The organism is Mycobacterium pinniadriaticum, assembly GCF_026242045.1.
Classification (GTDB): domain Bacteria; phylum Actinomycetota; class Actinomycetes; order Mycobacteriales; family Mycobacteriaceae; genus Mycobacterium; species Mycobacterium pinniadriaticum.
In genome coordinates this window covers 39,020-61,248 of record NZ_JAPJDO010000031.1, presented here as the reverse complement: position 1 = coordinate 61,248, position 22,229 = coordinate 39,020, and the positions used below count along the sequence as shown (strand labels likewise).

Here is a 22,229-nt window from a genome sequence, read left to right as displayed (position 1 = left end):
CCTACCGTCCCGGCGCCGTTGTCGCCGACTCGCTGGAGACCTCGACACCAAGGACTCGGCTGGCCAGCGTCGCCGACAGTGACGCCACCGACGACCTCAGGTCGGCCGCGATGGCATCGCTCTGCAGCTTGAGCTCATCGGCCGCCTGCTGCAGCGTCGCGGCCGCCGCCTCGTTGGCGCGGCCCTTGTGCTCATCGAGGATCTTGCGACCCTCCGCCCGGGCCTCGTCACGGATCCCCGATGCCTCGCTACGGGCCGCAGCCATCTCTTTCCGATAATCGGAGTCGGCAGCGGCCTCGAACTCGTTGGCCTTGCGATTGTCCTCGGTGGTCTTGGCGACCATCTTCTCGCGCTCACCGAGCACCTTCTGGATCGGCGGCACGACAAACTTGCCGATCACGCCCAGCACGATCAAGAAGATGGCCAGTACGAAGAAGAAGGTGCCGTTGGGGACGAGGAAGTTCTGGGTGCCACCTTCCTCGGCCGCCAACAGGGTGACGCTGTGCTCCCCCATGCGGACTAGGAGGCGCCAGGCGTGGCGAACACGAACAAGGCCATGAACGCCAGGTTGATGAAGTACGCCGCCTCCACCAGACCAACGGTGATGAAGAACGGGGTGAACAGCCGGCCCTGCGCCTCGGGCTGCCGGGCGATGCCGGAAATCAGGGCGTTACCGGCGATGCCGTCACCGATACCGGCGCCGATTGCGCCGCCGCCCAAGATGAGCCCGCCGCCGATCAGGGCGCCGGCGACGATGGTGGGGTCTGCCATTCCTTATCCTCCTTGATTGCTGGTAGGACTCCTACCAGGGGTGTGGGTGGTTCGGGGGTCGAACACGTCTTTTAGTGGTGCTCCTCATCCAGTTCCATGGACTGGCTGAAGTAGAGAATTGTCAACAGCGCGAAGATGAACGCCTGGATCAGGCCGACGAACAAGTCGAACGTCTTCCAGATCGCGTTGGGCGCCCACTGGATGTACCAGGGGAACAAGGCGATCAACGCCACCATGATGCCGCCGGCGAAGATGTTGCCGAAAAGTCGGAGCGACAGCGAGATCGGCTTGGCCAACTCCTCGACGAGGTTGATCGGGGCCAGGAACGTCACATGACCCTTCAGCAGCTTGACCGGATGGCCGATCACACCGCGACGCCAGATGCCGGCCGCGTGGTAGCAGAGGAACACGAACAGCGCGAGCGCCAGCACGAAGTTGATGTCTGCGGCTGGTGGCTTGAGCAGCTCGTGCGTGCCACCCTCTGCGGTGCCGTACTGGACGGGCAGGACCGAGATCCAGTTGGCGATCAGGATGAAGACGAACAGCGCCACCGCCAGCGGCAGCACGAAGGGAGCGATCTTCATACCGATCGCGGATTCGATCTGGCCGCGCATCTGAATGGTGAGCGTCTCCCAGAACAGCTGGACGCCGCTGGGCACACCGGTCGAGGTGACCTTGGCGCGCAGCACGAAGGCCAGCGCGATGACGATCACGGCGGCGATCGCCGTCGCCAAGATGGTGTCGACGTTGACCGTCATGCCCAGCCAATGGGCGGTGTCGTGGTGGCCGACCTCGATGGCGGCCTCGGCGAGGATTCGTTCACTCATCGTGCGTTCAATCCTTCGGTGCTTCGTCTGCGGAGCCGGCAGCCCCGGGAGGTGTCGTGATGTCAGCCGCGGCGTCACTGTCTTCGCTACCGGCGCGAATCTTCTTCCACACCGGCAACGCTGTACTCAAAACCAGCAGAACTTGGAACAACGCGAGGCCGAAAAGCACACCGAGACCGAGCGGGCGGAAGATGAACGCGATCGTCAGCCCGACGACGGTGATCACCAATAACCGGGTCGCGGAGTTCAGCGCCATCTTGCGCTTGAGCGGGTGGTCCTCGGCGGTGATGGACTCCACCGACCGCTGCACCAGAACCGCGTTGAGCAGGCCCAGCGCCAGGCCGATGCCGAAGAACACGCCGACCATGAGGTACCCGGCCACCCCGGCCAGCACCACGGCGATCGCTGTCAGCGCGCAGCAGATCGCAAGAAGCCGAACGGGCCGGAAGGCAACGGACGGAAACACCAACGGCGCATCTTGCGCTGGCGTCGTCACAGGTTCACCTCAATCTTGCGTTCTCGAGAGCCGGTCGAGCGATTTCTGCGTCCCGGCCCGCCGAGCGTATCGGAGGGCGACAGGCGCGCTGGAATCACCCAAGGGGCAGCTCCCTTTGTCGGTCGTAAATCGGCGCCGATCGGTCGTGACTCCGATGGGCCGGGCCGGCAACCCGCGAGGTTTCTTCGGGTTCTGCCAGCACCGTACCACATGGTAGACGGCAGAAAACACGTCTACTACTTGCTGTCGTAAAGTCCCTCGTAATCATCGCCGCCCCGCCGCAACAACGGGATCAAGGTGACCACCAAGGCGACCATGATCGCCGCCAGCATGACCGCTCCGGTATAGCGCGGATCGAAGAAGATGGTGGCGGCCGCGCCGAAGGCGATGATGCCCACCCACAGGTAGATCAGCAGCACCGCGCGGCGATGGGAGTGCCCGATCTGCAGTAGTCGGTGGTGCAGATGCATCTTGTCGGGGCTCAGTGGACTGCGCCCGGCACGGGTGCGGCGCACGATCGCCAACAAGGTGTCCAGCGCCGGCACCAGCATCACCGCCACCACCAGCAGGAACGGTGAGAGTAGGGCGAAGACGTCGCGGGCACCGTAGGCGCTCTGCGAGATCGGGCCCGCGGCGGTCGTGGAGGCGGCCGCCAGCATCAAGCCGACGAGCATCGAACCGGAATCGCCCATGAAAATCTTGGCCCGGTAGAAGTTGTGCGGGAGGAAACCCAGACAGGCGCCCGCCAAGACCACCGAGATCACCGCGGGCGGGTAGAACAGCACGTCGCCGCCGTGATCGCGCAGCAAGCCGACCGAGAAGATGCAGATGGCGAGCGCGGTGATCAGCCCGAGTCCGGCCGCCAGTCCGTCGAGGCCGTCGACGAAGTTCATCGCGTTGACGATCGAGACCGTCAGCGCCAGGGTCAGCAGGATCGACGACACCTGGTCGAGAACGATGGTGCCGACCCCGCCGATCGGGATGTACAGCACGCTCCATGCCACGCCCATGGTGACCAGCACGCTGGCTGCGGTGATCTGACCGGCGAACTTGGTCAGCGCATCCAGCCCCCAGCGGTCGTCGATCAATCCGATCCCCATGATCAGCCCACCGGCAACCACGACCGCGGGCATGCCCGAGGAGTAGATGAAGCCGCGGGTGAGTGCGGGCAGCTGGGAAGCCAGAAAGACGGCGACGACCACCCCCAGGTACATCGCCAGCCCGCCCATCCGCGGGGTCGGTTTGATGTGCACGTCCCGCTCGCGCGGATAGGCCACCGCACCCAACCGGGTGGCCAGCACCCGCACCCAGCCCGTCGCGAAGTAGGTGATGATCGCGGCGGTCAGGCCGACAAGAGCCAACTCGCGCAACGGAACACCGGCGCCGCGGTCAGCCAGCGCAAGCGTGTAACCCGCCTGGGCGAGGAGCTCAGATCCGCTGGCCATTGCGAAGACCGTACTGCACGAGCCTGTGACCGATCAGGCGGTCAGCGAGGCGATGTCGGTGCCGAGAACCTCAGCGATCGCCGCGGCGCTGATCGGGCCCTCGCGCAGCAGCCGTGGGGTGGCGCCGGTCAGGTCGACGATCGTCGACGCGGCCTGTTCCTGGGACGGCCCGGCATCCAGATACACCGCAACCAGATCGGCCAGCTGACGCTGAGCCTCCTCGGACGTGGTGGCCGCCGGGCGGCCGGAGAGATTGGCGCTGGACACCGCCATCGGGCCGACCTCGCGCAGCAGTTCGATCGCCACCGGGTGCAACGGCATCCGCAACATGACCGTCCCTCGCGCATCACCGAGGTCCCACTGCAGCGAGGGCGCCTGTTGCACAACCAGGCTCAGCGCCCCGGGCCAGAAGGCGCGAATCAGTTCGCGGGCGCTGTGCGGCACCGAATACACCAGGCCCTCGATGGTGTGCCAGGAGCCGACCAGCACACCGACCGGCATGTCGCGGCCGCGCCCTTTGGCGGCCAGCAGCGCCGTAACGGCCTCGCTGTCGAAGGCGTCCGCACCGATGCCGTACACGGTGTCGGTAGGCATCACGACCAAGCGGCCGCTCTTCACCGCGGCGGCGGCCGCGGTGATCGCCTCGGTGCGACGGCTGGCGTCGGAGCAGTCGAACACCTGGGTCACGCCGGCTCCTTTGGGTTGGGTCGGCCCCGGCTTCCCCTGGCCTCCGCCGGCGCTGGCGCGCCAACTCCGGCCAGCCTCGCCGAACCTCCCGTCGTCCGGCAGGCCGTCACGAACCGCGGCCGTCCCGCGAGATCGCAATGCGGGGTGATAGTAGCGAAACACCCTGTACCGCAGATGGTTTCAATGGTCTGACGCGAGGTGGTGTCATCGTGCTCGACGGCGAGCAGGCCGCCGGGCCGCAGCCAGCCCGCGGCCAGCCGCGCGATCGGCGCGATGACGGCCATCCCGTCGGCGCCGCCGAACAGCGCGTGCGCCGGGTCGTGCTCGGCCACTTCGGGTTCCAACTCTGCCCCGGTAGGGATGTACGGCGGATTAGCTACCACGAGGTCGACGCTACCGCTCAGTTCAGTGAGCAGTCCGGGCGCGGTGACGTCGGCCCGCACCACTTCGACGGTCGTCGATTCGGCGTTGTGGCGCGCGTAGTCCAACGCAGTGGGGTCGTCGTCGATCGCGATCACCCGCGCGAGGGGCCAGTGGGTGGCCAGGGCGACGGCCAGCGCACCGGATCCGGTGCACAGGTCCACAATCACCGGGTCTTCGGGCAGCCGTTGCGCCAGCGCCCATTCCAGCAGCGCCTCGGTCTCCGGCCGCGGGATGAACACGCCCGGCCCGACCAGCAGGTCCAGCGGGCCGAACGCCGCAGAGCCGGTGAGGTGCTGCAGCGGGATCCGGAGCGCGCGGGAGCCGATCAACTCGTCGTAGCGGGTGAAGAAGTCGGCATCGGGCTCGTCGATCGCCGCCAGCCGGCCACGGTCGACACCGGCGAGGTGAGCGGCCAGCAGTTCGGCATCGGTACGGGCCGAGTCGATACCGGCCCCGGCGAGGGCAGTAGTAGCCACATCGATGGCCTCACGCAGCCGCGGCCGGCCGGTCATGCCTGTTGCAGCCGGGACTGCTTGTCGGCCTCGGCCAGGGCATCCAGCAGCGGGTCGAGCTCACCGTCGAGCACCTGGTCGAGGTTGTGCGCCTTGAAGTTGATCCGGTGATCGGCGATCCGGTTCTCGGGGAAGTTATAGGTGCGGATCCGCTCGCTACGGTCGACCGTGCGGATCTGGCTGGCCCGATCGGCCGACGCGTCGGCTGAAGCCTGTTCTTCGGCCAATGCCTGCAGGCGCGCCGCGAGCACGATCATCGCGCGCGCCTTGTTCTGCAGCTGCGAGCGCTCGTTCTGACACGTCACCACGATGCCGGTGGGCAGGTGCGTGATGCGGACCGCCGAGTCGGTGGTGTTGACGCCCTGGCCACCCTTGCCAGACGACCGGTAGACGTCGATGCGCAGATCAGACTCGTCGATCTGGACGGCTTCGACGTCTTCGGGTTCGGGGTAGACGAGGACACCGGCGGCCGATGTGTGCACGCGGCCCTGAGACTCGGTGACCGGTACGCGTTGGACGCGGTGCACCCCGCCTTCGAACTTCATCCGCGACCACACGCCGTCGGCGGAGTCGCCCTTGCTGGCGATGATCATCGTGGCGTCCTTGTAGCCGCCCAGGTCGGACCACGTCTCGTCGAGCATGGTGACCGTCCAGCCGTGGCGCTCGGCATAGCGCATGTACATGCGGGCGAGATCGGCGGCGAACAGCGCCGACTCTTCTCCGCCCTCACCGGATTTCACCTCGAGGACGATGTCGTCGGCGTCGTGCGGATCACGCGGCGCCAAGAGGTCGGTCAGGTGCGCGTCGAGGTCGGCGACCTTGGTTTCCAGGTCAGGCACCTCGGCGGCGAAGGACGCGTCCTCGGCGGCCAGCTCGCGCGCGGCCTCAAGGTCTCCTCGCGCGGTCTCCAACCGGCGATAGGCCGTCACGATCGGCGCCAGCTGTGCGAACCGACGGCCCACCCGGCGGGCATTGCCCGCGTCGTTGTGCAGCGCGGGATCGGACAGCTGACGTTCGAGGTCCGCGTGTTCGGTCAGCACCGCTTCAACCGTCGCGTGCGTCATTGGCCTCTCCTCCTCTCAGCTGTGCCTGCCCCGAACGCAAACCGACGCCCGGCCTGCGCACACAGCAGCAGAGCGGGCGTCGGTGAGGCAGCTACTTGTCGGCTGAACCGGCAGTGTTGCGCTTGCCGTAGCGCTTCTCGAAGCGAGCCACACGGCCGCCGCTGTCGAGGATCTTCTGCTTGCCGGTGTAGAACGGGTGGCACTGCGAGCACACCTCGACGGTGATGTGGCCGCCGTCCTTGGTGCTGCGAGTGGTGAAGGAGTTGCCACAGCCACAGACCACGGTGGTCTCGGCGTAGGCGGGATGAATCCCTGTTTTCATGGTGTCCTCTGCATTCGGTGGTCGCCGGGTCGCCCGTACTGCTGTGCCTGGTAATCGAGCGTGAACCGGTACCTGAGGTGGTCGACGATCCAGTATGCCAGGTTGACCGTCACCTGCCCAAACGCGTCGCCGCCGGACGCTATTCCGCGGAACTGACGGCGTAGGTCCTGGCCCGGGCCGCACGCGTCCACACCACACCCGTTCCGGGGTGGGTACCGGCGGCGACGAGTTCGCGCTTGAGCACCTTGTTGGTGGCCGTGGCCGGCAGTTCGTCGGCGATCCAGACGTACCGCGGCCACGCCTTGGGCGACAGATCGGACTGCTCGGCGAGGAATTCGGCGAGTTCGGCCGCGGTGAGTTCGGCACCATCGACGAGCACGATCGCCGCCATCACCTGATCGCCCACGTGCTCGTCGGGCACCGGGTATACGGCGACCTGGCTGACTTGCGGCAGGCGCAGGATGACGCGCTCGATGGGCGCGGCGGCCATGTTCTCCCCGTCCACCCGCATCCAGTCCGCGGTGCGCCCGGCCAGGAAGATCCAGCCGTCGGCATCGCGGTAGCCGAGGTCACCAGACCAGTACATGCCGTGCCGCAGGCGGTCGTCGGTGGCGCTGCCGTCGTTGTAGTAGCCGCCGAACATGCCGCCGCCGGAAGTGTTGACGATCTCCCCGACCGCTTCGTCAGGATTGGCCAGCGCACCGCTCTCGTCGAATACGGCCGTCGCGCATTCCTGCAATGTCTCGGAGTCGTAGATCGCCACCCCGGGATAGCCGCGCCCGACCGAGCCGGGCGGGCAGCCCTCCTCCCGGGTGATGATGACCGCGCCCTCGGTGGAGCCGAACCCGTCCCACACCGTGCACCCGAAGCGGCGGCCGAACTCGGCGATGTCGCGGTCGGTGGCCTCGTTGCCGAACGCGACCCGCAGCGGATTGTCGTGATCGTCGGGCCGTTCGGGCGTCGCCAGTACGTAGGCCAGCGGCTTGCCGACATAGTTCATGTAGGTGGCGCCGTAGCGGCGTAGATCGGTCAGTAGCCCGGAGGCCGAGAACGTCGCCGGTGCCATCGCCGCCCCCGCGTTCAGCGCCACCGCCCAGCCCGCCATCAACGCATTGGAGTGGAACAGCGGCATCGACAGGTAGCACACATCGTCGGCGGTGAGCCCGAACCGGTCGACCAGTGCGACACCGGCGAACGGCACCATCATGTGGGCGACCTGGACCGCCTTGGGCTCGCCGCTGGTGCCGGAGGTGAAGATCAGCATGAAGGTGTCGGTAGCGGTGACTTCCCGGTGCGGGGTCAGGTCACCGGCTCCGGCCAACCGGGTCGACCACTGCGGGGAATCGACGTCGAACACCTGGACTCCCGGCAGCTCGAGGCCGTCGAGCAGCTCGCGGTTCGTGGCGTCGGTGAGCAGGATCTGGCAGTCAGCCTTCACGATGTCGCGGGCCAGGGCCGCACCTCGACGGGTGTTGTTCACCCCGCACAGCACGTATCCGCCGAGGCCGGCCGCGGCCATCGCGGTGAGCATCGCGGGCGTATTGCCCAGCAGCGTGCCCACGTGCAGCGGCCGTCCCGGATCGGCGGTCGCGATCAGCACCGCCGCCTGCCTGGCCGCTTCGTCGAGATGTTCACGCCAGGTCCACACCTGCTCGCCGAACTTCACCGCCGGGGTGGTTTCCTCGCGGCGCTCACGCAGAAGCTGTTGGACGGTCTCGGCCACGGATCTCCCGTCTTTCGTCATCTTCCGCATCACCCCGCGTTCTCGCGGTGCCTTAGGTCACAATAGAAGCGCAGAGTAAACAGAATGACAAATCTGTCTACCTATGCGACGAGCCCAGCGCGGACCTGAATTTGAAAGAATGTCGGCATCGGGACTGTCGCGTCGACACGAGGAGGACCACCAAGGTGACTGCGAGCACCGACGCCGACAGCCGGCGAGGGGCCAAATCGGTCCAGGAGCGACTGGTCGACGCCGCCGAGGTGTGCCTGCGCGCCAAGGGCATCCGGGCGACGACGGTATCGGAGGTGGCCGAGGCCGCGGGGGTGTCACGGGGATGGCTCTATCGTCACTATCCCGACAAGGCGTCCCTGCTGGGGGCGGCCATCGTGCGACTCAACAACGCGTTCTGGGCCGAGTCGCACGAAGTGCTCGACGCCATCGACGCCTTTGAGGAACAGCTGGCCGTCGGGGTACGGCTGGGCCGCAGCGCCTACGACTCCCCCGGCGCGCTGGTGATGCAACTGCGCCGTGACGAGCCCGAGGAGTTCGCGGCCTGCGCCGGCGCCGGGGTACAGGGCCTGGTCCCCGATCTGGGCAGGTTCTGGCAGCCCTACCTGGAGGCGGCGCGCGATCGCGGCGAGATCCACGCCGACACCGCACTCGACGAGGCCGCCGAGTGGGTGGCCCGGGTGCAGATCAGCCTGGGCACCGTTCCCGGCGAAACCCTCGACCCCGACGACCACGACGCGGTGCTGCGCTATATGCGGCGATATGTGCTGCCCGGCCTTCGCGAGGCGCCCGCAGCGCAGTGATGCTCAGGCGATCCGGTGGGCGTCAACCTGTCCGGAGATGTCCGCGGGCCGGCCGGCAAGCACCATCAGGATGTCGCGGATCGGGGCCGTGATCTGGTAGCCGGTACCGACCGCAAAATCGGCGTCGTCGGCGATCAACCTCATTCCTTTAACGCGCTTGGCAGGATGCATGGGAAAACGCATGCGCCACAAGTGGTTCGCCGCCGCGACCGCGGCCGGCACCGGTGGTGGGCGGTCGATGCCCAAGGGCACAGTGATGTCCTGGCCGTGGACGAGCATGTCGGTGAGCGGATCCAGCGGGCTGGTGCCGATGATGCGTCGGCGACTGCCGACCATGTCGCGCATCGCGGTGACGATATCGGGCTGCGGCCGGGTGTCCTCCAGCGCCAGACGGCGAATCATCGGGTCGAAGCGAAAGCCAGATTTCAGCGCCTCCAGCACAACCCGCGCCGGACTCATCTGAGATTGCGTGAGGTGCGCGGCCACGTGGCGCACCTGCCACCCGTCGCACAGCGAGGCGCTGGTCCACTGATCCGGGGTGAGCGTCGCGAGCACGTCGGCCAGCTCGCCGCGCTGCTCATCGATGTTGCGCCAAATCTCATCAGAGTCCATAGTCCGCCCTTTAGTCAGGATTACTGACTAAAATAGACAGTCTGCCGTACTAAAGTCAACGGATGGCCGACGACGTGCCCACGACACCGACGCTGATGTTCATCGCCCATCGGGCCGCTGAGGCCCAGGTGATGGCCGCGGTGACGGCCGGCGGCAACGATGACCTCACCCTGGCCCAGGCGCGGCTGCTACAACGCATGCATCCCAACGGCATTCGCGTGACCGATCTCGCCGATCAGGCCGGTGTCACCAAGCAGACCGCGGGCGCACTTGTCGATCAGCTCGAAGGCTCGGGCTATGTTCGCCGCGTGGCCGATCCGGCGGATGCCCGTGCGCGGCTGGTCATCCTCACCGACAAGGGGCTCACCTTGTGCCAAGCGACCGCGGCCGAGGTCGCCAAGATCGAGCATCAGTGGCGAAAACATCTGGGCGCCAAGCGTTATCACGAACTGCGTGCGGCGTTGGTGGATCTGCGGGAAATCACCGATCCGTATCACTGAGGGCCACCCGCCTGACAGAATGCCGGACATGGGCACACGTAGCCTCCGGGGGGCGGTCCTGGTCGCGGCTTTGACTATCGGGCTCACCGCCTGTGGCGCCACGACAACGGCACCAGAAACCACGGAATCCACCACAAACGCCGCGACCTCGTCTGGGAGTGAAACCGTGTCACCGACGACGGCGGAGCCGACCAGCGGGGTCTCCAACAAGCAGAAGTATTCGGTCACCCGCTCGACCGCCGGGGATGCCACCACGGACGGCATGGGTCGGTGGACACTCGTCGTCGACACCATCACCGGCGGAGATCCACAAGTCGCGGGGGCGTTCAACAACGCGGTACACGCGTCGGCGGAGGGCCAGCTCGAGCCGGTCAAGCGCGATGCCGACCCGGACGGCACGTGGACGTTTGAAACCCAGCCGCAGATCTATTTCGGCGGCGTATCGGTGTCGGAGCTGATCAGCGGGCTCTACGTGCATGTGCCGTCGGCACATCCCACCAGCTATGTCAGCACGGTGGTGATCGACTCCCGGTCGGCCAAACCCATCACGCTCGGCGAACTGTTCACCGACAAGCAGGCCGGTTTGAACCGGCTCTCGGAGGAGACGAAGGCTCTGCTACCCGCGGTGACCGGGGTCGGGCCGACTCCGATGGCCGATGAGCCGGGCAATGCGCCCACGGAGGAGAACTTCGCCAATTGGATCCCCACACCCGATGGCCTGGAGATCCATTTCGCCGATTACCAATTCTTCCACGGGACACCGACGATCACGGTGCCATGGTCGGCCCTGGACGGCCTGCTGGCCCCCGGGATGGACGCGCTGCGCCAGAGCTAGACGACGCCCCGAGACCGACGTTTTGCAGGGTTTCTCTCGATGTTTCCCTGCGGAACGGCGGTTTGGGCGGGACTAGTCGACGTTGTCCATGCCGCCGGCGGGGCCGCCGGGCGCCGTCTTGGAGACCTGAACGAGGAACTCGTAGTTGTTCTTGGTCTTGCGCAGCTGGCTCATCAGCAAGTCGATGGCCTGATGCGAATCCAACCCGGACAGCACGCGGCGCAGCTTGTGCACAATCGCGAACTCGTCGGGGCTCAGCAGGAGCTCGTCCTTACGGGTACCGGATGGGTTGACGTCGACCGCCGGGAACACCCGGCGCTCGGCGATCTTGCGGTCGAGCTTGAGCTCGGCGTTGCCGGTGCCCTTGAACTCCTCGAAGATCACGGTGTCACCGGTCGAACCGGTCTCCACCATGGCCGTCGCGATGATGGTCAGCGAGCCCCCGTGCTCGATGTTGCGGGCCGCGCCGAGGAACCGCTTGGGCGGGTACAGGGCGGTGGAGTCCACGCCACCGGACAGGATGCGCCCGGACGCCGGCGAGGCGTTGTTGTACGCGCGGCCCAGCCGGGTGATCGAGTCGAGCAGCACGACGACGTCCTTGCCCTGCTCGACGAGTCGCTTGGCGCGTTCGATGGCCAGTTCGGCGGCCTGGGTGTGATCTGATGGCGGGCGGTCGAAGGTGGAGGCGATGACCTCACCCTTGACCGAGCGCTGCATGTCGGTGACCTCTTCGGGCCGCTCATCGACCAGGACCACCATCAGGTGGCACTCGGGGTTGTTGCGGGTGATCGCGTTGGCGATGTCCTGCATGATCGTGGTCTTACCGGCCTTGGGTGGCGACACGATCAGGGCGCGCTGGCCCTTGCCGATCGGCATGATCAGGTCGATCACGCGGGTGGTCAGCCGCTCTGAGGTGGTTTCCAGCCGCAGCCGCTGGTTCGGGTAGAGCGGGGTCAGCTTGCTGAACTCCGGACGGTTCTTCGCCGCCTCCACGGGGCCGCCGTTGACGCTGTCGAGACGGACCAGGGGGTTGAACTTCTGGCGCTGGTTGCCCTGCTCGCCCTCCTTGGGCACCCGGACCGCGCCGGTAACGGCGTCCCCGCGACGCAGTCCGTTCTTGCGGACCATGTTCATCGAGACGTACACGTCGTTGGGGCCGGCCAGGTAGCCCGACGTGCGCACGAACGCGTAGTTGTCGAGGACGTCGAGGATGCCGGCGACCGGCTGGACGACATCGTCCTCGCGCAGCTCGGAGTCGCCGCCGCCCTCGCCGCCGCCGCGCTCGCCGCGGCGGCGCCGGTCACGGAACCGGCGACCACGACGGCCCTGGCGGCTGTCGTCGTCGTCATCGCGGTTCTGACCGTCGCGATTCTGGTTGTCACGGTTCTGCTGGTTATCGCGGTTCTGCTGGCCGCCTGATTGGCCCTGCTCGCCCTGATCGGACTGGTCGCGGCCGCGATCCTCGCGGTTCTCGGATTTGGGTTCGGAACGCTTATCGGCCTGCTCGGGACGGTTGCCCTGGGATTTCGGCTGCTCAGCGGCCTCGCCGCCGGCGGCGCCGGCATCGCGGGTGGCCGCCCGGCGCTCGCGCCGGCGCGGCTCCCCGCCGTTGGTCTCGGTGTTCTCGCGAGGCTCACTCGGCTGCTCGGCAGGGGCCTGACCAGCGTCGTCGGCGCGGTGGTTGGTGCCGTTGCCGCCGTTCTGGCGCTCCTTGATCGCGGCGATCAGGTCGCTCTTGCGCATCCCGGAGGTTCCCTTGACCCCGACCTTGTTGGCCAGGGCGCGCAGCTCGGGCAGGACCATCGCCGACAGAGCGCCGGTCGGGCCGGCGTCCGCACTCGGGGCGGCCTGCGACGTCGCTTCCGGCCGAGAATCGGGCGCCGAGGGGATTTCTGCGGTCACGGCCGGCGCATCCGTCTGTGGGGCGCGCTCTGCAGCCGTGATCAGGTCCGTATCGGTCACGGATTTCCTTTCTTTCCCTCGCCGTTTCGTGGAGGCAAGGGGTCTGGCATTCAGCCGATTCGCTGAATGCGAAGTCTCACCATCGTCTGTGCGTCATCGGTGATCGTCGGGATTCGCGGCTATATGGCGAACCGTCAGTCCACGAGTTGAACACGAGAGAATTGGTGGTCGTCCTAGTGTCGGCGCAGGAACAGTCGCTGCGATTGCCTGGACGGCACCGAGAATAGCCCGCTTGACCGCCGGAAAGCAAGAAATCGGTACCGGCGTGTGCGCAACTCAACGCCTGACCGCGACACCCGAGCTCCAGCGAACTGCTTCGCCGACGCCCATCTCGGTGACGGTGAACCCCTTGGCGGTGCCGAATTCGACCGCTTCCTGCGGTAGCTCTGAGCTGGTCGTCAGTGCCAGAACGGCTGGACCAGCACCGGACAACACCGCCGGAACTCCACAACGCCGCAGCACCTGCAAATATTCCGCCGAGGCAGGCATGGCCGGGCCACGTTGGGACTGGTGCAGCATGTCGTCGGTGGCGGCCATCAGCAAGTCCGGCCGCTCCGTGAGCGCCACCACCAGCAACGCCGCCCGGCTCAGATTGAACCGAGCGGCTTCATGTGTGACGTGGTCGGGCAGCAGCACCCGGGTCTCCGCGGTCGACGACCGAACCTGCGGGATTCCCGGAAACACGTGAATATCGGGGTGCAGCCGCAGCCCGGCCGCCGCATACGTCGGGGGGTTGGTCCGCGCGTCGACCCACGACACCACTGCGCCACCGAGCACCGAGGCCGAGGCGTTATCGGGGTGACCTTCGAACTCCGACGCCAGCTGGATCAGCTGCTCCTCCGTCAGCGGATCCTGATCCGTTTGTGCCAGAAGACCATTCGCCGCCGCCAACCCACCGACGACTGCTGCAGCCGACGAGCCGAGCCCCCGCGAGTGCGGGATCGCGTTGCGGCAGCGCACCACCAGCCCGGGCACCTCCGTGCCGCCGGCCGCCAACCCGCGGTGCAGCGCCCGGACCACCAGATGCTCGGGACCCAGTGGAACCTGACCAGCTCCCTCCCCCTCGACCTCGATGATCAGTCCGGCGTCCGTGGTCTCGACGAGGATCTCGTCGTAGAGCGCCAGCGCCAGGCCCAGGCTGTCGAAGCCCGGGCCGAGGTTGGCGCTGGACGCCGCGACAGTGGCGCTGGCGGTCAGACCGGCAGGCAGGTTGAGGGTCACCGACGATCCGCCTTAAACCAGGCCCAGCTCGGCGACGACCGCACCGGCGTCGACAGGGACCGGCGCCGGAGTCGGCATGTCGCGAAGTGCGGTGTCGGGATCTTTGAGGCCATTGCCGGTCACGGTGCACACCACCGTGGATCCGGGCTTGACCCAGCCATCCTCGACCGACTTGAGCAGTCCGGCGATGCTGGCCGCCGACGCCGGCTCGACGAACACGCCCTCGACCTCGGCGACCAGGTGATACGCGGCCAGGATCTCCTCGTCGGTAGCGGCCAGGAAACGACCGCCGGAGTCGTGTTGGGCCGCCACGGCACCGTCCCAGGACGCCGGCGACCCGATGCGGATCGCGGTGGCGATGGTCTCCGGGTTGCTCACCGGTTTGCCGGATACCAGCGGGGCGGCGCCGGCCGCCTGCGTCCCCAGCATCCGGGGCAACCGGTCGGCCAGCCCGTCACGGTGGTATTCGGTGTAGCCCTTCCAGTAGGCGGTGATGTTGCCGGCATTGCCCACCGGCAGGGAATGCACGTCCGGGGCTGTTCCCAACGCGTCGACGATCTCGAACGCGGCGGTCTTCTGCCCCTCGATTCGGACCGGGTTGACGCTGTTGACCAGTGCGATCGTCGGATAGTCGGCGGTGAGCTTGCGGGCCAGCTCCAAGCAATCATCGAAGTTGCCATCGATCTGGATGATCTTGGCGCCGTGCATGACTGCTTGCGCGAGCTTGCCCATCGCGATCTTGCCCTGCGGGATCAGCACCGCGCAGGTGATGCCGGCCCGAGCGGCGTAGGCCGCCGCCGACGCCGACGTGTTGCCGGTCGACGCACAGAGCACGGCCTGCTGGCCGCGCGCAACCGCGTCGGTGACGGCCATTGTCATGCCGCGGTCCTTGAACGAGCCGGTGGGGTTGAGGCCCTCCACCTTCAAATACACTGTGCAGCCGGTCTTTTCAGACAGCCGAGTCGCACTGATCAGCGGCGTTCCACCCTCGAGAAGGGTGATCGGCGTCCAATCCGGCGCCACCGGCAGCCGATCACGGTACGCCGCGATCAATCCGGGCCAGGGGGTATGCACGGCAGGCGATTTCGTCGAGCTCATTCGCTGGTTCCCTCCAGGCGCAGCACACTGTTGACAGCCTGGACGGCCTCGAGGTCGGCCAGCGCGTCGACGGTCTCGGACAATGCCGCATCGGTCGCCCGGTGAGTGACCACCACGATACGCGCACCGCAGGGCTGCCCGCCGTTGTCCACGATGCCTTCCTGGCGCACCTCGGCGATACTGACCTCGCGCTTCGCGAATTCGGCTGCGACCGAGGACAACACACCGGGACGATCGGAGACCGTCATACTGACGTAGTACCGGGTGGGGATCATGCCCATCGGCGCGATCGGCAGTTGGGCGTACTTGGACTCACGCGGCCCACGACCCCCCTGAACGCGGTTACGCGCGGCCATCACCAGATCCCCCATCACCGCCGAAGCCGTCGGCGCACCGCCGGCGCCCTGCCCGTAGAACATCAATCGGCCGGCCGCCTCCGCCTCGACGACGACCGCGTTGAACGCGCCGTTGACTGTGGCCAGTGGATGACTCAACGGAACCAGCGCCGGGTATACACGAGCCGATACCCGCTGCTGGCCGTCGCTTCCGATGATGCGTTCGCAGATCGACAACAACTTGATCGTGCAGCCCAGCGCCTTGGCCGATTCAAAATCCTCCGGGGTGATCTTGGAGATGCCCTCGCGGTAGACGTCGTCGGCGGTGACCCGGGTGTGAAAAGCGATCGATGCCAGAATCGCAGCCTTGGCCGCCGCATCGTATCCCTCGACGTCGGCGGTGGGATCGGCCTCCGCGTACCCCAGAGCACTCGCGTCGGCCAGCGCCGAGCTGTAATCGGCTCCGGTGGAAGCCATCTCAGACAGGATGTAGTTGGTGGTGCCGTTGACGATGCCCGCCACCCGGAGCACGGTGTCGCCCGCCAGCGACTGGGTGAGCGGACGGATCACCGGAATGGCGCCCGCGACGGCGGCTTCGAAGTACAGGTCGACATGAGCCCGCTCGGCGGCTTGCGCCAATTCACCGGTGGACTGGGCCAACAATGCCTTGTTGGCCGTCACCACCGACTTCCCGCCTTCCAACGCCGTCAGGATGGCTTTGCGGGCCGGCTCGACCGGGCCCATCAGCTCGACGACGAGGTCGACATCCGCGCGCGACACCAGTTCCTCGACGTTATCGGTGAGCATCTCCACCGGCAGACCGCGGTCGTCGGCGACCCTGCGCACCGCGACACCCCGCAGTTCCAGCGGCGCACCAATACGGGCCGCGAGATCGGGTGCGCTCTCCTCGATGATCCGGACAACCTCGCTGCCGACGTTGCCCAGCCCCAGTACCGCTACACCGATTGCCTTCTCGGGTGTACTCATCTGTTACCTCACTTCCAGACTCAGCAGGTCGTCGACGGTCTCCCGGCGCAGAATCAGGCGAGCCCGCCCGTCACGCACGGCCACCACGGCAGGACGGCCGATCAGGTTGTATCGACTCGACATCGAATAGCAGTACGCGCCGGTGGCTGCCACCGCGAGCAGGTCGCCGGGGTGGACATCGCCGGGAATCCAGGCATCTCGCACAACGATATCGCCACTCTCACAATGCTTTCCGACCACACGCGCCAGCGCCGGCGGCGCATCGGTTATCCGAGATACCAGCCGGACGTCGTACTCGGCACCGTAGAGAGAGGTGCGGATGTTGTCGCTCATCCCACCGTCGACGCTGACGTAACGCCGCGATCGATCGGCGGCGACAACCACGTCCTTGACGGTGCCGACCTGGTAGAGCGTCACCGTGCCCGGCCCGGCGATCGCCCGTCCGGGCTCGACGACCAGCCGCGGCGCGGGCAGGCCGACGGCCGCCGACTCGCTGCGCACAATCGCTTCGAGCTTGGCCGCGAGATCCTCGACCGGAGGCGGATCATCTTGGGGAAGATAGGAAATCCCTAGTCCCCCACCGAGGTCGACGGTCGCGATCTGCGCGGTCTTGTCCACCCCGAATTCGGCGACAACATCACGCAGCAGGCCGATGACCCGGTGGGCAGCCAGCTCGAAGCCCGCCACGTCGAAGATCTGCGACCCGATGTGGCTGTGCAGGCCGACCAGGCGCAGGTGATCAGTGGCGAAGACCCGGCGCACCCCGGCCATGGCGGCACCACTGGCCAGCGACAGGCCGAACTTCTGGTCTTCGTGGGCGGTCGCGATGAACTCATGGGTGTGCGCTTCGACGCCGACGGTGATTCGCAACAGGACGTCCTGCACCACGCCCGCCTCGCCGGCGACGGTGTCCAGGCGATCGATCTCGGTCATCGAGTCCAGCACGACGTGGCCGACGCCAGCCTTCACCGCGGTGGTCAGTTCCTCAACCGATTTGTTGTTGCCGTGGAATGCGATTCGCTCAGCGGGGAAACCGGCGTGCAGCGCGACGGCGAGCTCACCGCCGCTCGCCACGTCCAGCGAGAGCCCTTCCTGATCGACCCACCGCGCAATCTCGCTGCACAGGAAGGCTTTACCGGCATAGTGGACGTTGTGGCCGCCGCCAAAAGCCTCGGCGATCTCGCGGCAACGACCGCGGAAGTCGTCCTCATCGACAACGAATAGCGGTGTGCCGTACTCGGCGGCCAGGTCGGTCACGCCCACCCCGGCGATCGCCACCTCGCCGTCGGCGCCGCGAACGAGGTTGCGCGGCCACACATTCGGCGCCAATTCTAGCGCCTCGGCAGAGGTCTGAGGTCGCGCTGGGGCGCCGCCGTGGTGGATTTCCTCGGCGTGGCGCGGGCCGGCGGGGTGAGCGTTCACATCCGCTCCGGCGCGGACACGCCCAGGATGGCCAGACCATTGGCGATCACCTGACGGGTGGCCGCACACAACGCCAGCCGAGCACGATGGAGATCGCCGATCTCCTCGTCGCCTTGCGGTAGCACCCGGCACGAATCGTAGAACCGGTGATAATCGCCGGCTAGGTCCTCCAGGTAGCGGCACACCCGATGCGGTTCGCGCAGCGACGCACCGGCCTTGAGCACCCTGGCGAATTCGCCGAGGTTGCGGATCAGCGCACCCTCCTTGTCGTGGGTGAGCAGCTCCAGATGAGCGGTGTCGGGCGCCAGGCCGAGGTCGTTGGCGTTGCGAGCCAGCGCCGACAACCGGGCGTGCGCGTATTGCACGTAATAGACCGGATTTTCGTTGGAGGCCGAGGACCACAGCTGCAGGTCGATGTCAATCGGGGTATCAACAGACGAGCGGGTCAGCGCATATCGGGCAGCGTCCACCCCGATGGCCTCGACCAGGTCGTCGAGGGTGATGACGGTTCCGGCCCGCTTGCTCATCCGCACCGGCTGGCCGTCTCGAACCAAGTTCACCATCTGGCCGATCAACACCTCGACGGTGTCGGGGTCGTCACCGAGCGCCGCGGCAGCCGCCTTGAGCCGTGCGATGTAGCCGTGGTGATCGGCACCGAGCATGTAGATGCACAGGTCGAAGCCGCGCTGCCGCTTGTCGAGGTAGTAGGCCAGGTCTCCGGCGATGTAGGCGGGCTGACCGTCACTCTTGATGACGACCCGATCCTTGTCATCACCGAATTCTGTTGTGCGCAACCAGGTTGCGCCGTCCTTCTCGTAGATGTTGCCGGTTTGACGCAACTTGGCGATGGCCTGCTCGACCCGGCCGCTGGTGTGCATCGAATCTTCGTGGGTGTAGACGTCGAAGTCGGTGCCGAATTCGTGCAGGGACTCCTTGATGTGGTCGAACATCAAATCCACCCCGATCGAGCGGAAGGTCTCCTTCTGCTCGTCGCCGGTCAGGCTCAGCGCATCGGGCGCCTTGGCCAGCACCTGGGCGGCGATATCGCCGATGTAGTCCCCGGCATAGCCGTCTTCGGGGGTGGGCTGGCCGGTGGCGGCGGCAATCAGGGAGTTGACGAACCGGTCGATCTGCGCACCGTGGTCGTTGAAGTAGTACTCGCGGACCACCTCGGCACCCTGGGTGCTCAACAGCCTTCCGAGGGCGTCGCCGACGGCCGCCCACCGGGTACCGCCGATATGGATGGGACCGGTCGGGTTGGCCGAGACGAACTCTAGGTTGATGTTCTGGCCGTCCAGCACGTCGGAGTTCCCGTACGCGGGCCCGGCATCGAGAACGTTGTGCACGATGACGCCCTGCGCCGACGCCTCGATACGCAGGTTTACGAACCCCGGACCGGCGACCTCGGCCGCGGCGATGCCGTCGGCGGCGGCCAGCGCCGCCGCCAGCCATCCGGCGAGTTCGCGGGGGTTGGCGCCGACTTTCTTGCCGAGTTGCAGGGCCAGGTTGGTCGCGTAGTCGCCGTGCTCGGGGTTTCGCGGACGCTCGACGGTCACCGTCGCGGGCAGTGCGGCGGGATCAAGATCATGCTCGGTGAGCACCGCGGTGGCGGTGTTCTTGAGCAGCTCGGCGAGGTCGGCGGGTGTCACGAGGCTCCATCCTATGGTCTGGCGTGGTCAGGGCCCGAATCCGCATCCCCGGCGGGCAGGAGCGAAGCGACCCGGGAATCCCGAGGGGCGGGCAGGAGCGCAGCGACCTGGGAATCCGACCGGCGGGCAGGGCACGCCCGGCGGCCGGCACGGAGCAGCCGTTCGGATGCGTTACGCTGTCTGAGCCCCACGGCGCAGATATGCGCCCCCGTAGCTCAGGGGATAGAGCGTCTGCCTCCGGAGCAGAAGGCCGCAGGTTCGAATCCTGCCGGGGGCACTCACCTTCGTCGCGATACAGCAACGCGATCGGCCGAGGAGCCATTCTCGTCGAGGTGACGGCTCCGCATCCCTATCCGTCGAGGATCGGATGCACCAGGATGGTCGTCCGGGACGGCGTAATCCCCTATGCCGCATCGTGGCTGTCCCACCGCCGGTCGCGACGACGTCGACAGCAGTGCGAGCGCTCTCCTGCTGAACATCCAGTCGACGGGCACGCCCACGATCACTGGCGGGAATCCGTCTGGCAAGCTATGAATCGCCGGCAAATATGCATTGGAACCCTGTCAGTAGTGGGTGGCGTCGGGTACGGTCCAAACCAGCAAAGACACATAAAAGCGACGGAGATGTCGGTGGGTCGGGTTCGAGATGGACGCAACATGGCGCTCGGCGCGTTGGTCTCCAGTGCGCTTGCGGCCGGGGCATTCACGCCAGCGCCCACCGCCAACGCGTCCTGCTTCTCGGCTTTCGGTTTGAGCAACGGCAATGGTTGCACCAGCAATCTGACCACGCTGGCGATCGGGATCGGCGACGGCGCGGTCGCAAATGCCGGCAACGCGCTGTTCGGCGGGGCCATCGCGATCGGCGACAACGCCAACGCGATCACCAACATCGCCGCCTTCACCTTCGCCGGCGCATTCGGCAACAACGCGGTGTCCTCAACACTCTCGTCTCTGTTCGGGATCAACCTTCAGTTCGGGCCGGGCACGGCCACGACGCTGGGTGGCCTGTTCAATCTCGTCCTCGGTATCACCCCCGAGGGTTCCGCGGCGAATTCGACCGGCGCCATCGGCCTCGGCAACATTGCGTTCCAGCTCGGGTCGGGCACGACGTCCACGATCGGCGGCTTCAACCTCGCGGTCGGCCTGCCACACGGCAGCGGGAACCAACAGACCGGCGCGGCCGGGTTCGGGAACTTGTCCTTGAACATCGGGCCGGGCTCGGTGACCACCGTCGGCGGCCTCAACCTGGCCTTCAGCTTCTCCCCCGACGGCAGCGGGCTGCAATCCACCGCTGCCGGCGGTATCGGCGCGTGGGCGCTCAACTGGCTCGGCGACGCGGGCAACGTCCTCGCACAGGGCTTCTTCACTACCGCCGCCAATATCCGGGGCGCCAACACCATCGTGGTGCAGGGCCTCCTGAGCGCGGCCGCGAACTTCTTCGGAACCGGCAACACGATTCAGTTGTTGTCGTCCACCGGTTTCCCCGCTCCATTGAGCTTTGTGCTGAACATGTTCAGCAACAACGGTTCCCTGACCGCCATCCAAGGCCCGTTTTCGATCCTGGAGTCGTTCTGGCAGGAGGCGGCGACGCTCGTCCAAAATGGACCAGGCATCACCATCAACCGCTACCCCTCCAATTACGGCCTCTCCCCCTCCCGTATCCCTGCCGCCGCGGTCGCCAGCAGCAATAGAACCGTCTCGGCAGCCGCCGACGAGAGCACGACGGCCGCGACCGGCACGCCAACAGCCGCCGGTGACGACACCAGCGCAACGACCACCGGCACGACCGCGTCGACCGACGGCGACAGCGGCGGCGTCACCGAGTCCGCCGACGACAACCCGACACCGGCGACCGACGGCGACAACAGCGACGCCACCCAGACCACCAACGACGACCCGACCGCGCCGACCGAGGGCGACAGCAGCAGCGACGGCGCCGAAAGCACCCACGACGACACCCACCCGTCGAGCAACAGCGATAACAACACGAGATCCACGGCGGGCTCCGGCCGTCACCGCGCCACCACAACCAGCACCACAACGACGGCCACCAGCACGAGTGGCAGCACAACGACCACCGCCACGGGCGGCCGGCACCGCAAACCCGAATCGTCGAGCGCCTCCTCCGGCAGCACGAAATCCAGTTCCGCCCACGGCGTCGGCGGCGGGAAGCACAGAAAGCGTTAGTCGCGGGTTCCCTTCAGCAATGCGCTTATCCGTGCGGCCTTGGTCGATCGGTGTGCATCGAAGCCTTGACCAGACCATGGGTTCGACGCGCCGCCGCGGTGGCTTGGGCATTCGCGAAGACGGCTGCGCAGATGCAGTGAATTACTCCCGCCGCGAAATCGAGGGACTGATCAATCAGTCAGGCGCGATCTGCGCGTAGCGCATGACTGTTCATATATGGCAAATGACTGTCTCACTGCGTGAACCGTTGCCGCGATACTCATTTCAGGTGATGCCGAGAACGTGTGACTTGGTCGATCATTCGTGCGGACCGCACCCGGATCCGGTGCGCATCGCCCAT

General features: G+C 66.8%; 21 protein-coding genes and 1 tRNA gene. 5 read left to right on the top strand and 17 right to left on the bottom strand.

All coding sequences use genetic code 11. The features are described from left to right. Position 1 precedes the first annotated feature (1 nt). The 10 genes from ORI27_RS25360 to fadD1 form a co-directional block, all read right to left on the bottom strand. Complete coding sequence (locus tag ORI27_RS25360) at positions 2–514, bottom strand: F0F1 ATP synthase subunit B (RefSeq protein ID WP_265999834.1); 513 nt, start codon at positions 512–514, stop codon at positions 2–4. Positions 515–519: 5 nt separating this feature from the next. Further along, positions 520–771 (bottom strand): F0F1 ATP synthase subunit C, encoded by a 252-nt coding sequence (locus ORI27_RS25355; RefSeq protein WP_005148260.1) that lies wholly within the window; start codon positions 769–771, stop codon positions 520–522. A gap of 71 nt (positions 772–842) precedes the next feature. Continuing rightward, the gene (gene atpB, locus ORI27_RS25350) at positions 843–1,598 is read right to left on the bottom strand and encodes a F0F1 ATP synthase subunit A (protein ID WP_265999833.1); all 756 of its coding nucleotides are present in this window, start codon (positions 1,596–1,598) and stop codon (positions 843–845) included. A gap of 7 nt (positions 1,599–1,605) precedes the next feature. Continuing rightward, the gene (locus ORI27_RS25345) at positions 1,606–2,094 is read right to left on the bottom strand and encodes an ATP synthase subunit I (RefSeq protein WP_265999831.1); all 489 of its coding nucleotides are present in this window, start codon (positions 2,092–2,094) and stop codon (positions 1,606–1,608) included. 236 nt (positions 2,095–2,330) lie between these two features. After that, positions 2,331–3,539, bottom strand: coding sequence for a glycosyltransferase family 4 protein (locus ORI27_RS25340; RefSeq protein WP_265999829.1), 1,209 nt, complete (start codon positions 3,537–3,539; stop codon positions 2,331–2,333). 33 nt (positions 3,540–3,572) lie between these two features. Beyond that, entirely contained in the window at positions 3,573–4,226 is a 654-nt protein-coding gene (locus tag ORI27_RS25335) for an L-threonylcarbamoyladenylate synthase (RefSeq protein ID WP_265999828.1), read from the bottom strand. After that, positions 4,223–5,161, bottom strand: coding sequence for a peptide chain release factor N(5)-glutamine methyltransferase (gene prmC / locus ORI27_RS25330; protein ID WP_265999827.1), 939 nt, complete (start codon positions 5,159–5,161; stop codon positions 4,223–4,225). Before prmC ends, ORI27_RS25335 begins: the two co-directional genes overlap by 4 nt. Then, a complete protein-coding gene (prfA, locus tag ORI27_RS25325) occupies positions 5,158–6,225 on the bottom strand; it encodes a peptide chain release factor 1 (protein WP_265999826.1) in 1,068 nt (355 codons plus the stop codon). Before prfA ends, prmC begins: the two co-directional genes overlap by 4 nt. A gap of 91 nt (positions 6,226–6,316) precedes the next feature. After that, positions 6,317–6,547 carry a 50S ribosomal protein L31 gene (gene rpmE, locus ORI27_RS25320; protein ID WP_265999825.1) on the bottom strand — a complete coding sequence of 77 codons (231 nt, stop codon included), beginning with the start codon at positions 6,545–6,547 and terminating at the stop codon, positions 6,317–6,319. Between the two features lie 139 nt (positions 6,548–6,686). Further along, positions 6,687–8,270: a fatty-acid--CoA ligase FadD1 gene (fadD1, locus tag ORI27_RS25315; protein ID WP_265999824.1), complete on the bottom strand. Its 1,584-nt coding sequence runs from the start codon at positions 8,268–8,270 to the stop codon at positions 6,687–6,689. A 185-nt stretch (positions 8,271–8,455) separates the two neighbouring features. Here fadD1 and ORI27_RS25310 point away from each other — a divergent pair, with 185 nt between their 5' ends. Then, positions 8,456–9,082 carry a TetR/AcrR family transcriptional regulator gene (locus ORI27_RS25310; RefSeq protein WP_265999822.1) on the top strand — a complete coding sequence of 209 codons (627 nt, stop codon included), beginning with the start codon at positions 8,456–8,458 and terminating at the stop codon, positions 9,080–9,082. Between the two features lie 3 nt (positions 9,083–9,085). On the opposite strand, the gene ORI27_RS25305 is transcribed toward ORI27_RS25310, so the two are convergent. Next, the gene (locus ORI27_RS25305) at positions 9,086–9,694 is read right to left on the bottom strand and encodes a maleylpyruvate isomerase family mycothiol-dependent enzyme (RefSeq protein WP_265999821.1); all 609 of its coding nucleotides are present in this window, start codon (positions 9,692–9,694) and stop codon (positions 9,086–9,088) included. A gap of 62 nt (positions 9,695–9,756) precedes the next feature. Between ORI27_RS25305 and ORI27_RS25300 the strand changes: the two genes are divergently transcribed. Further along, complete coding sequence (locus ORI27_RS25300; protein ID WP_265999820.1) at positions 9,757–10,194, top strand: MarR family winged helix-turn-helix transcriptional regulator; 438 nt, start codon at positions 9,757–9,759, stop codon at positions 10,192–10,194. 166 nt (positions 10,195–10,360) lie between these two features. Continuing rightward, on the top strand, positions 10,361–11,029 hold the full coding sequence (locus ORI27_RS25295; protein WP_265999819.1) for an RsiV family protein: 669 nt from the start codon (positions 10,361–10,363) through the stop codon (positions 11,027–11,029). A 72-nt stretch (positions 11,030–11,101) separates the two neighbouring features. Here the strand turns inward: ORI27_RS25295 and rho are convergent, their stop codons facing one another. From rho to argS, 6 genes are all read right to left on the bottom strand, one after another. Beyond that, a complete protein-coding gene (rho, locus tag ORI27_RS25290; protein ID WP_323055668.1) occupies positions 11,102–12,991 on the bottom strand; it encodes a transcription termination factor Rho in 1,890 nt (629 codons plus the stop codon). A gap of 276 nt (positions 12,992–13,267) precedes the next feature. Then, positions 13,268–14,212 carry a homoserine kinase gene (gene thrB / locus ORI27_RS25285; protein WP_265999818.1) on the bottom strand — a complete coding sequence of 315 codons (945 nt, stop codon included), beginning with the start codon at positions 14,210–14,212 and terminating at the stop codon, positions 13,268–13,270. Positions 14,213–14,224: 12 nt separating this feature from the next. Then, a complete protein-coding gene (gene thrC / locus ORI27_RS25280; RefSeq protein WP_265999817.1) occupies positions 14,225–15,310 on the bottom strand; it encodes a threonine synthase in 1,086 nt (361 codons plus the stop codon). Next, complete coding sequence (locus ORI27_RS25275) at positions 15,307–16,632, bottom strand: homoserine dehydrogenase (RefSeq protein WP_265999816.1); 1,326 nt, start codon at positions 16,630–16,632, stop codon at positions 15,307–15,309. Before ORI27_RS25275 ends, thrC begins: the two co-directional genes overlap by 4 nt. Before the next feature lie 3 nt (positions 16,633–16,635). Beyond that, positions 16,636–18,015 (bottom strand): diaminopimelate decarboxylase, encoded by a 1,380-nt coding sequence (gene lysA / locus ORI27_RS25270; protein WP_265999847.1) that lies wholly within the window; start codon positions 18,013–18,015, stop codon positions 16,636–16,638. A 35-nt stretch (positions 18,016–18,050) separates the two neighbouring features. Beyond that, complete coding sequence (gene argS, locus ORI27_RS25265; protein WP_265999814.1) at positions 18,051–19,703, bottom strand: arginine--tRNA ligase; 1,653 nt, start codon at positions 19,701–19,703, stop codon at positions 18,051–18,053. A 204-nt stretch (positions 19,704–19,907) separates the two neighbouring features. Between argS and ORI27_RS25260 the strand changes: the two genes are divergently transcribed. Then, a tRNA-Arg gene (locus tag ORI27_RS25260) sits at positions 19,908–19,980 on the top strand. Between the two features lie 352 nt (positions 19,981–20,332). After that, positions 20,333–21,889 (top strand): hypothetical protein, encoded by a 1,557-nt coding sequence (locus ORI27_RS25255; RefSeq protein ID WP_265999813.1) that lies wholly within the window; start codon positions 20,333–20,335, stop codon positions 21,887–21,889. The last annotated feature ends 340 nt before the right edge of the window (positions 21,890–22,229 follow it).

What these genes read in the sequence shown, in the direction of transcription:
- ORI27_RS25360 (WP_265999834.1), bottom strand. Translation starts at nt 514, where the DNA reads ATGGGGGAGCACAGCGTCACCCTGTTGGCGGCCGAGGAAGGTGGCACC.
- ORI27_RS25355 (WP_005148260.1), bottom strand. Translation starts at nt 771, where the DNA reads ATGGCAGACCCCACCATCGTCGCCGGCGCCCTGATCGGCGGCGGGCTC.
- atpB (WP_265999833.1), bottom strand. Translation starts at nt 1,598, where the DNA reads ATGAGTGAACGAATCCTCGCCGAGGCCGCCATCGAGGTCGGCCACCAC.
- ORI27_RS25340 (WP_265999829.1), bottom strand. Translation starts at nt 3,539, where the DNA reads ATGGCCAGCGGATCTGAGCTCCTCGCCCAGGCGGGTTACACGCTTGCG.
- prmC (WP_265999827.1), bottom strand. Translation starts at nt 5,161, where the DNA reads ATGACCGGCCGGCCGCGGCTGCGTGAGGCCATCGATGTGGCTACTACT.
- prfA (WP_265999826.1), bottom strand. Translation starts at nt 6,225, where the DNA reads ATGACGCACGCGACGGTTGAAGCGGTGCTGACCGAACACGCGGACCTC.
- rpmE (WP_265999825.1), bottom strand. Translation starts at nt 6,547, where the DNA reads ATGAAAACAGGGATTCATCCCGCCTACGCCGAGACCACCGTGGTCTGT.
- ORI27_RS25305 (WP_265999821.1), bottom strand. Translation starts at nt 9,694, where the DNA reads ATGGACTCTGATGAGATTTGGCGCAACATCGATGAGCAGCGCGGCGAG.
- ORI27_RS25300 (WP_265999820.1), top strand. Translation starts at nt 9,757, where the DNA reads ATGGCCGACGACGTGCCCACGACACCGACGCTGATGTTCATCGCCCAT.
- thrC (WP_265999817.1), bottom strand. Translation starts at nt 15,310, where the DNA reads ATGAGCTCGACGAAATCGCCTGCCGTGCATACCCCCTGGCCCGGATTG.
- ORI27_RS25275 (WP_265999816.1), bottom strand. Translation starts at nt 16,632, where the DNA reads ATGAGTACACCCGAGAAGGCAATCGGTGTAGCGGTACTGGGGCTGGGC.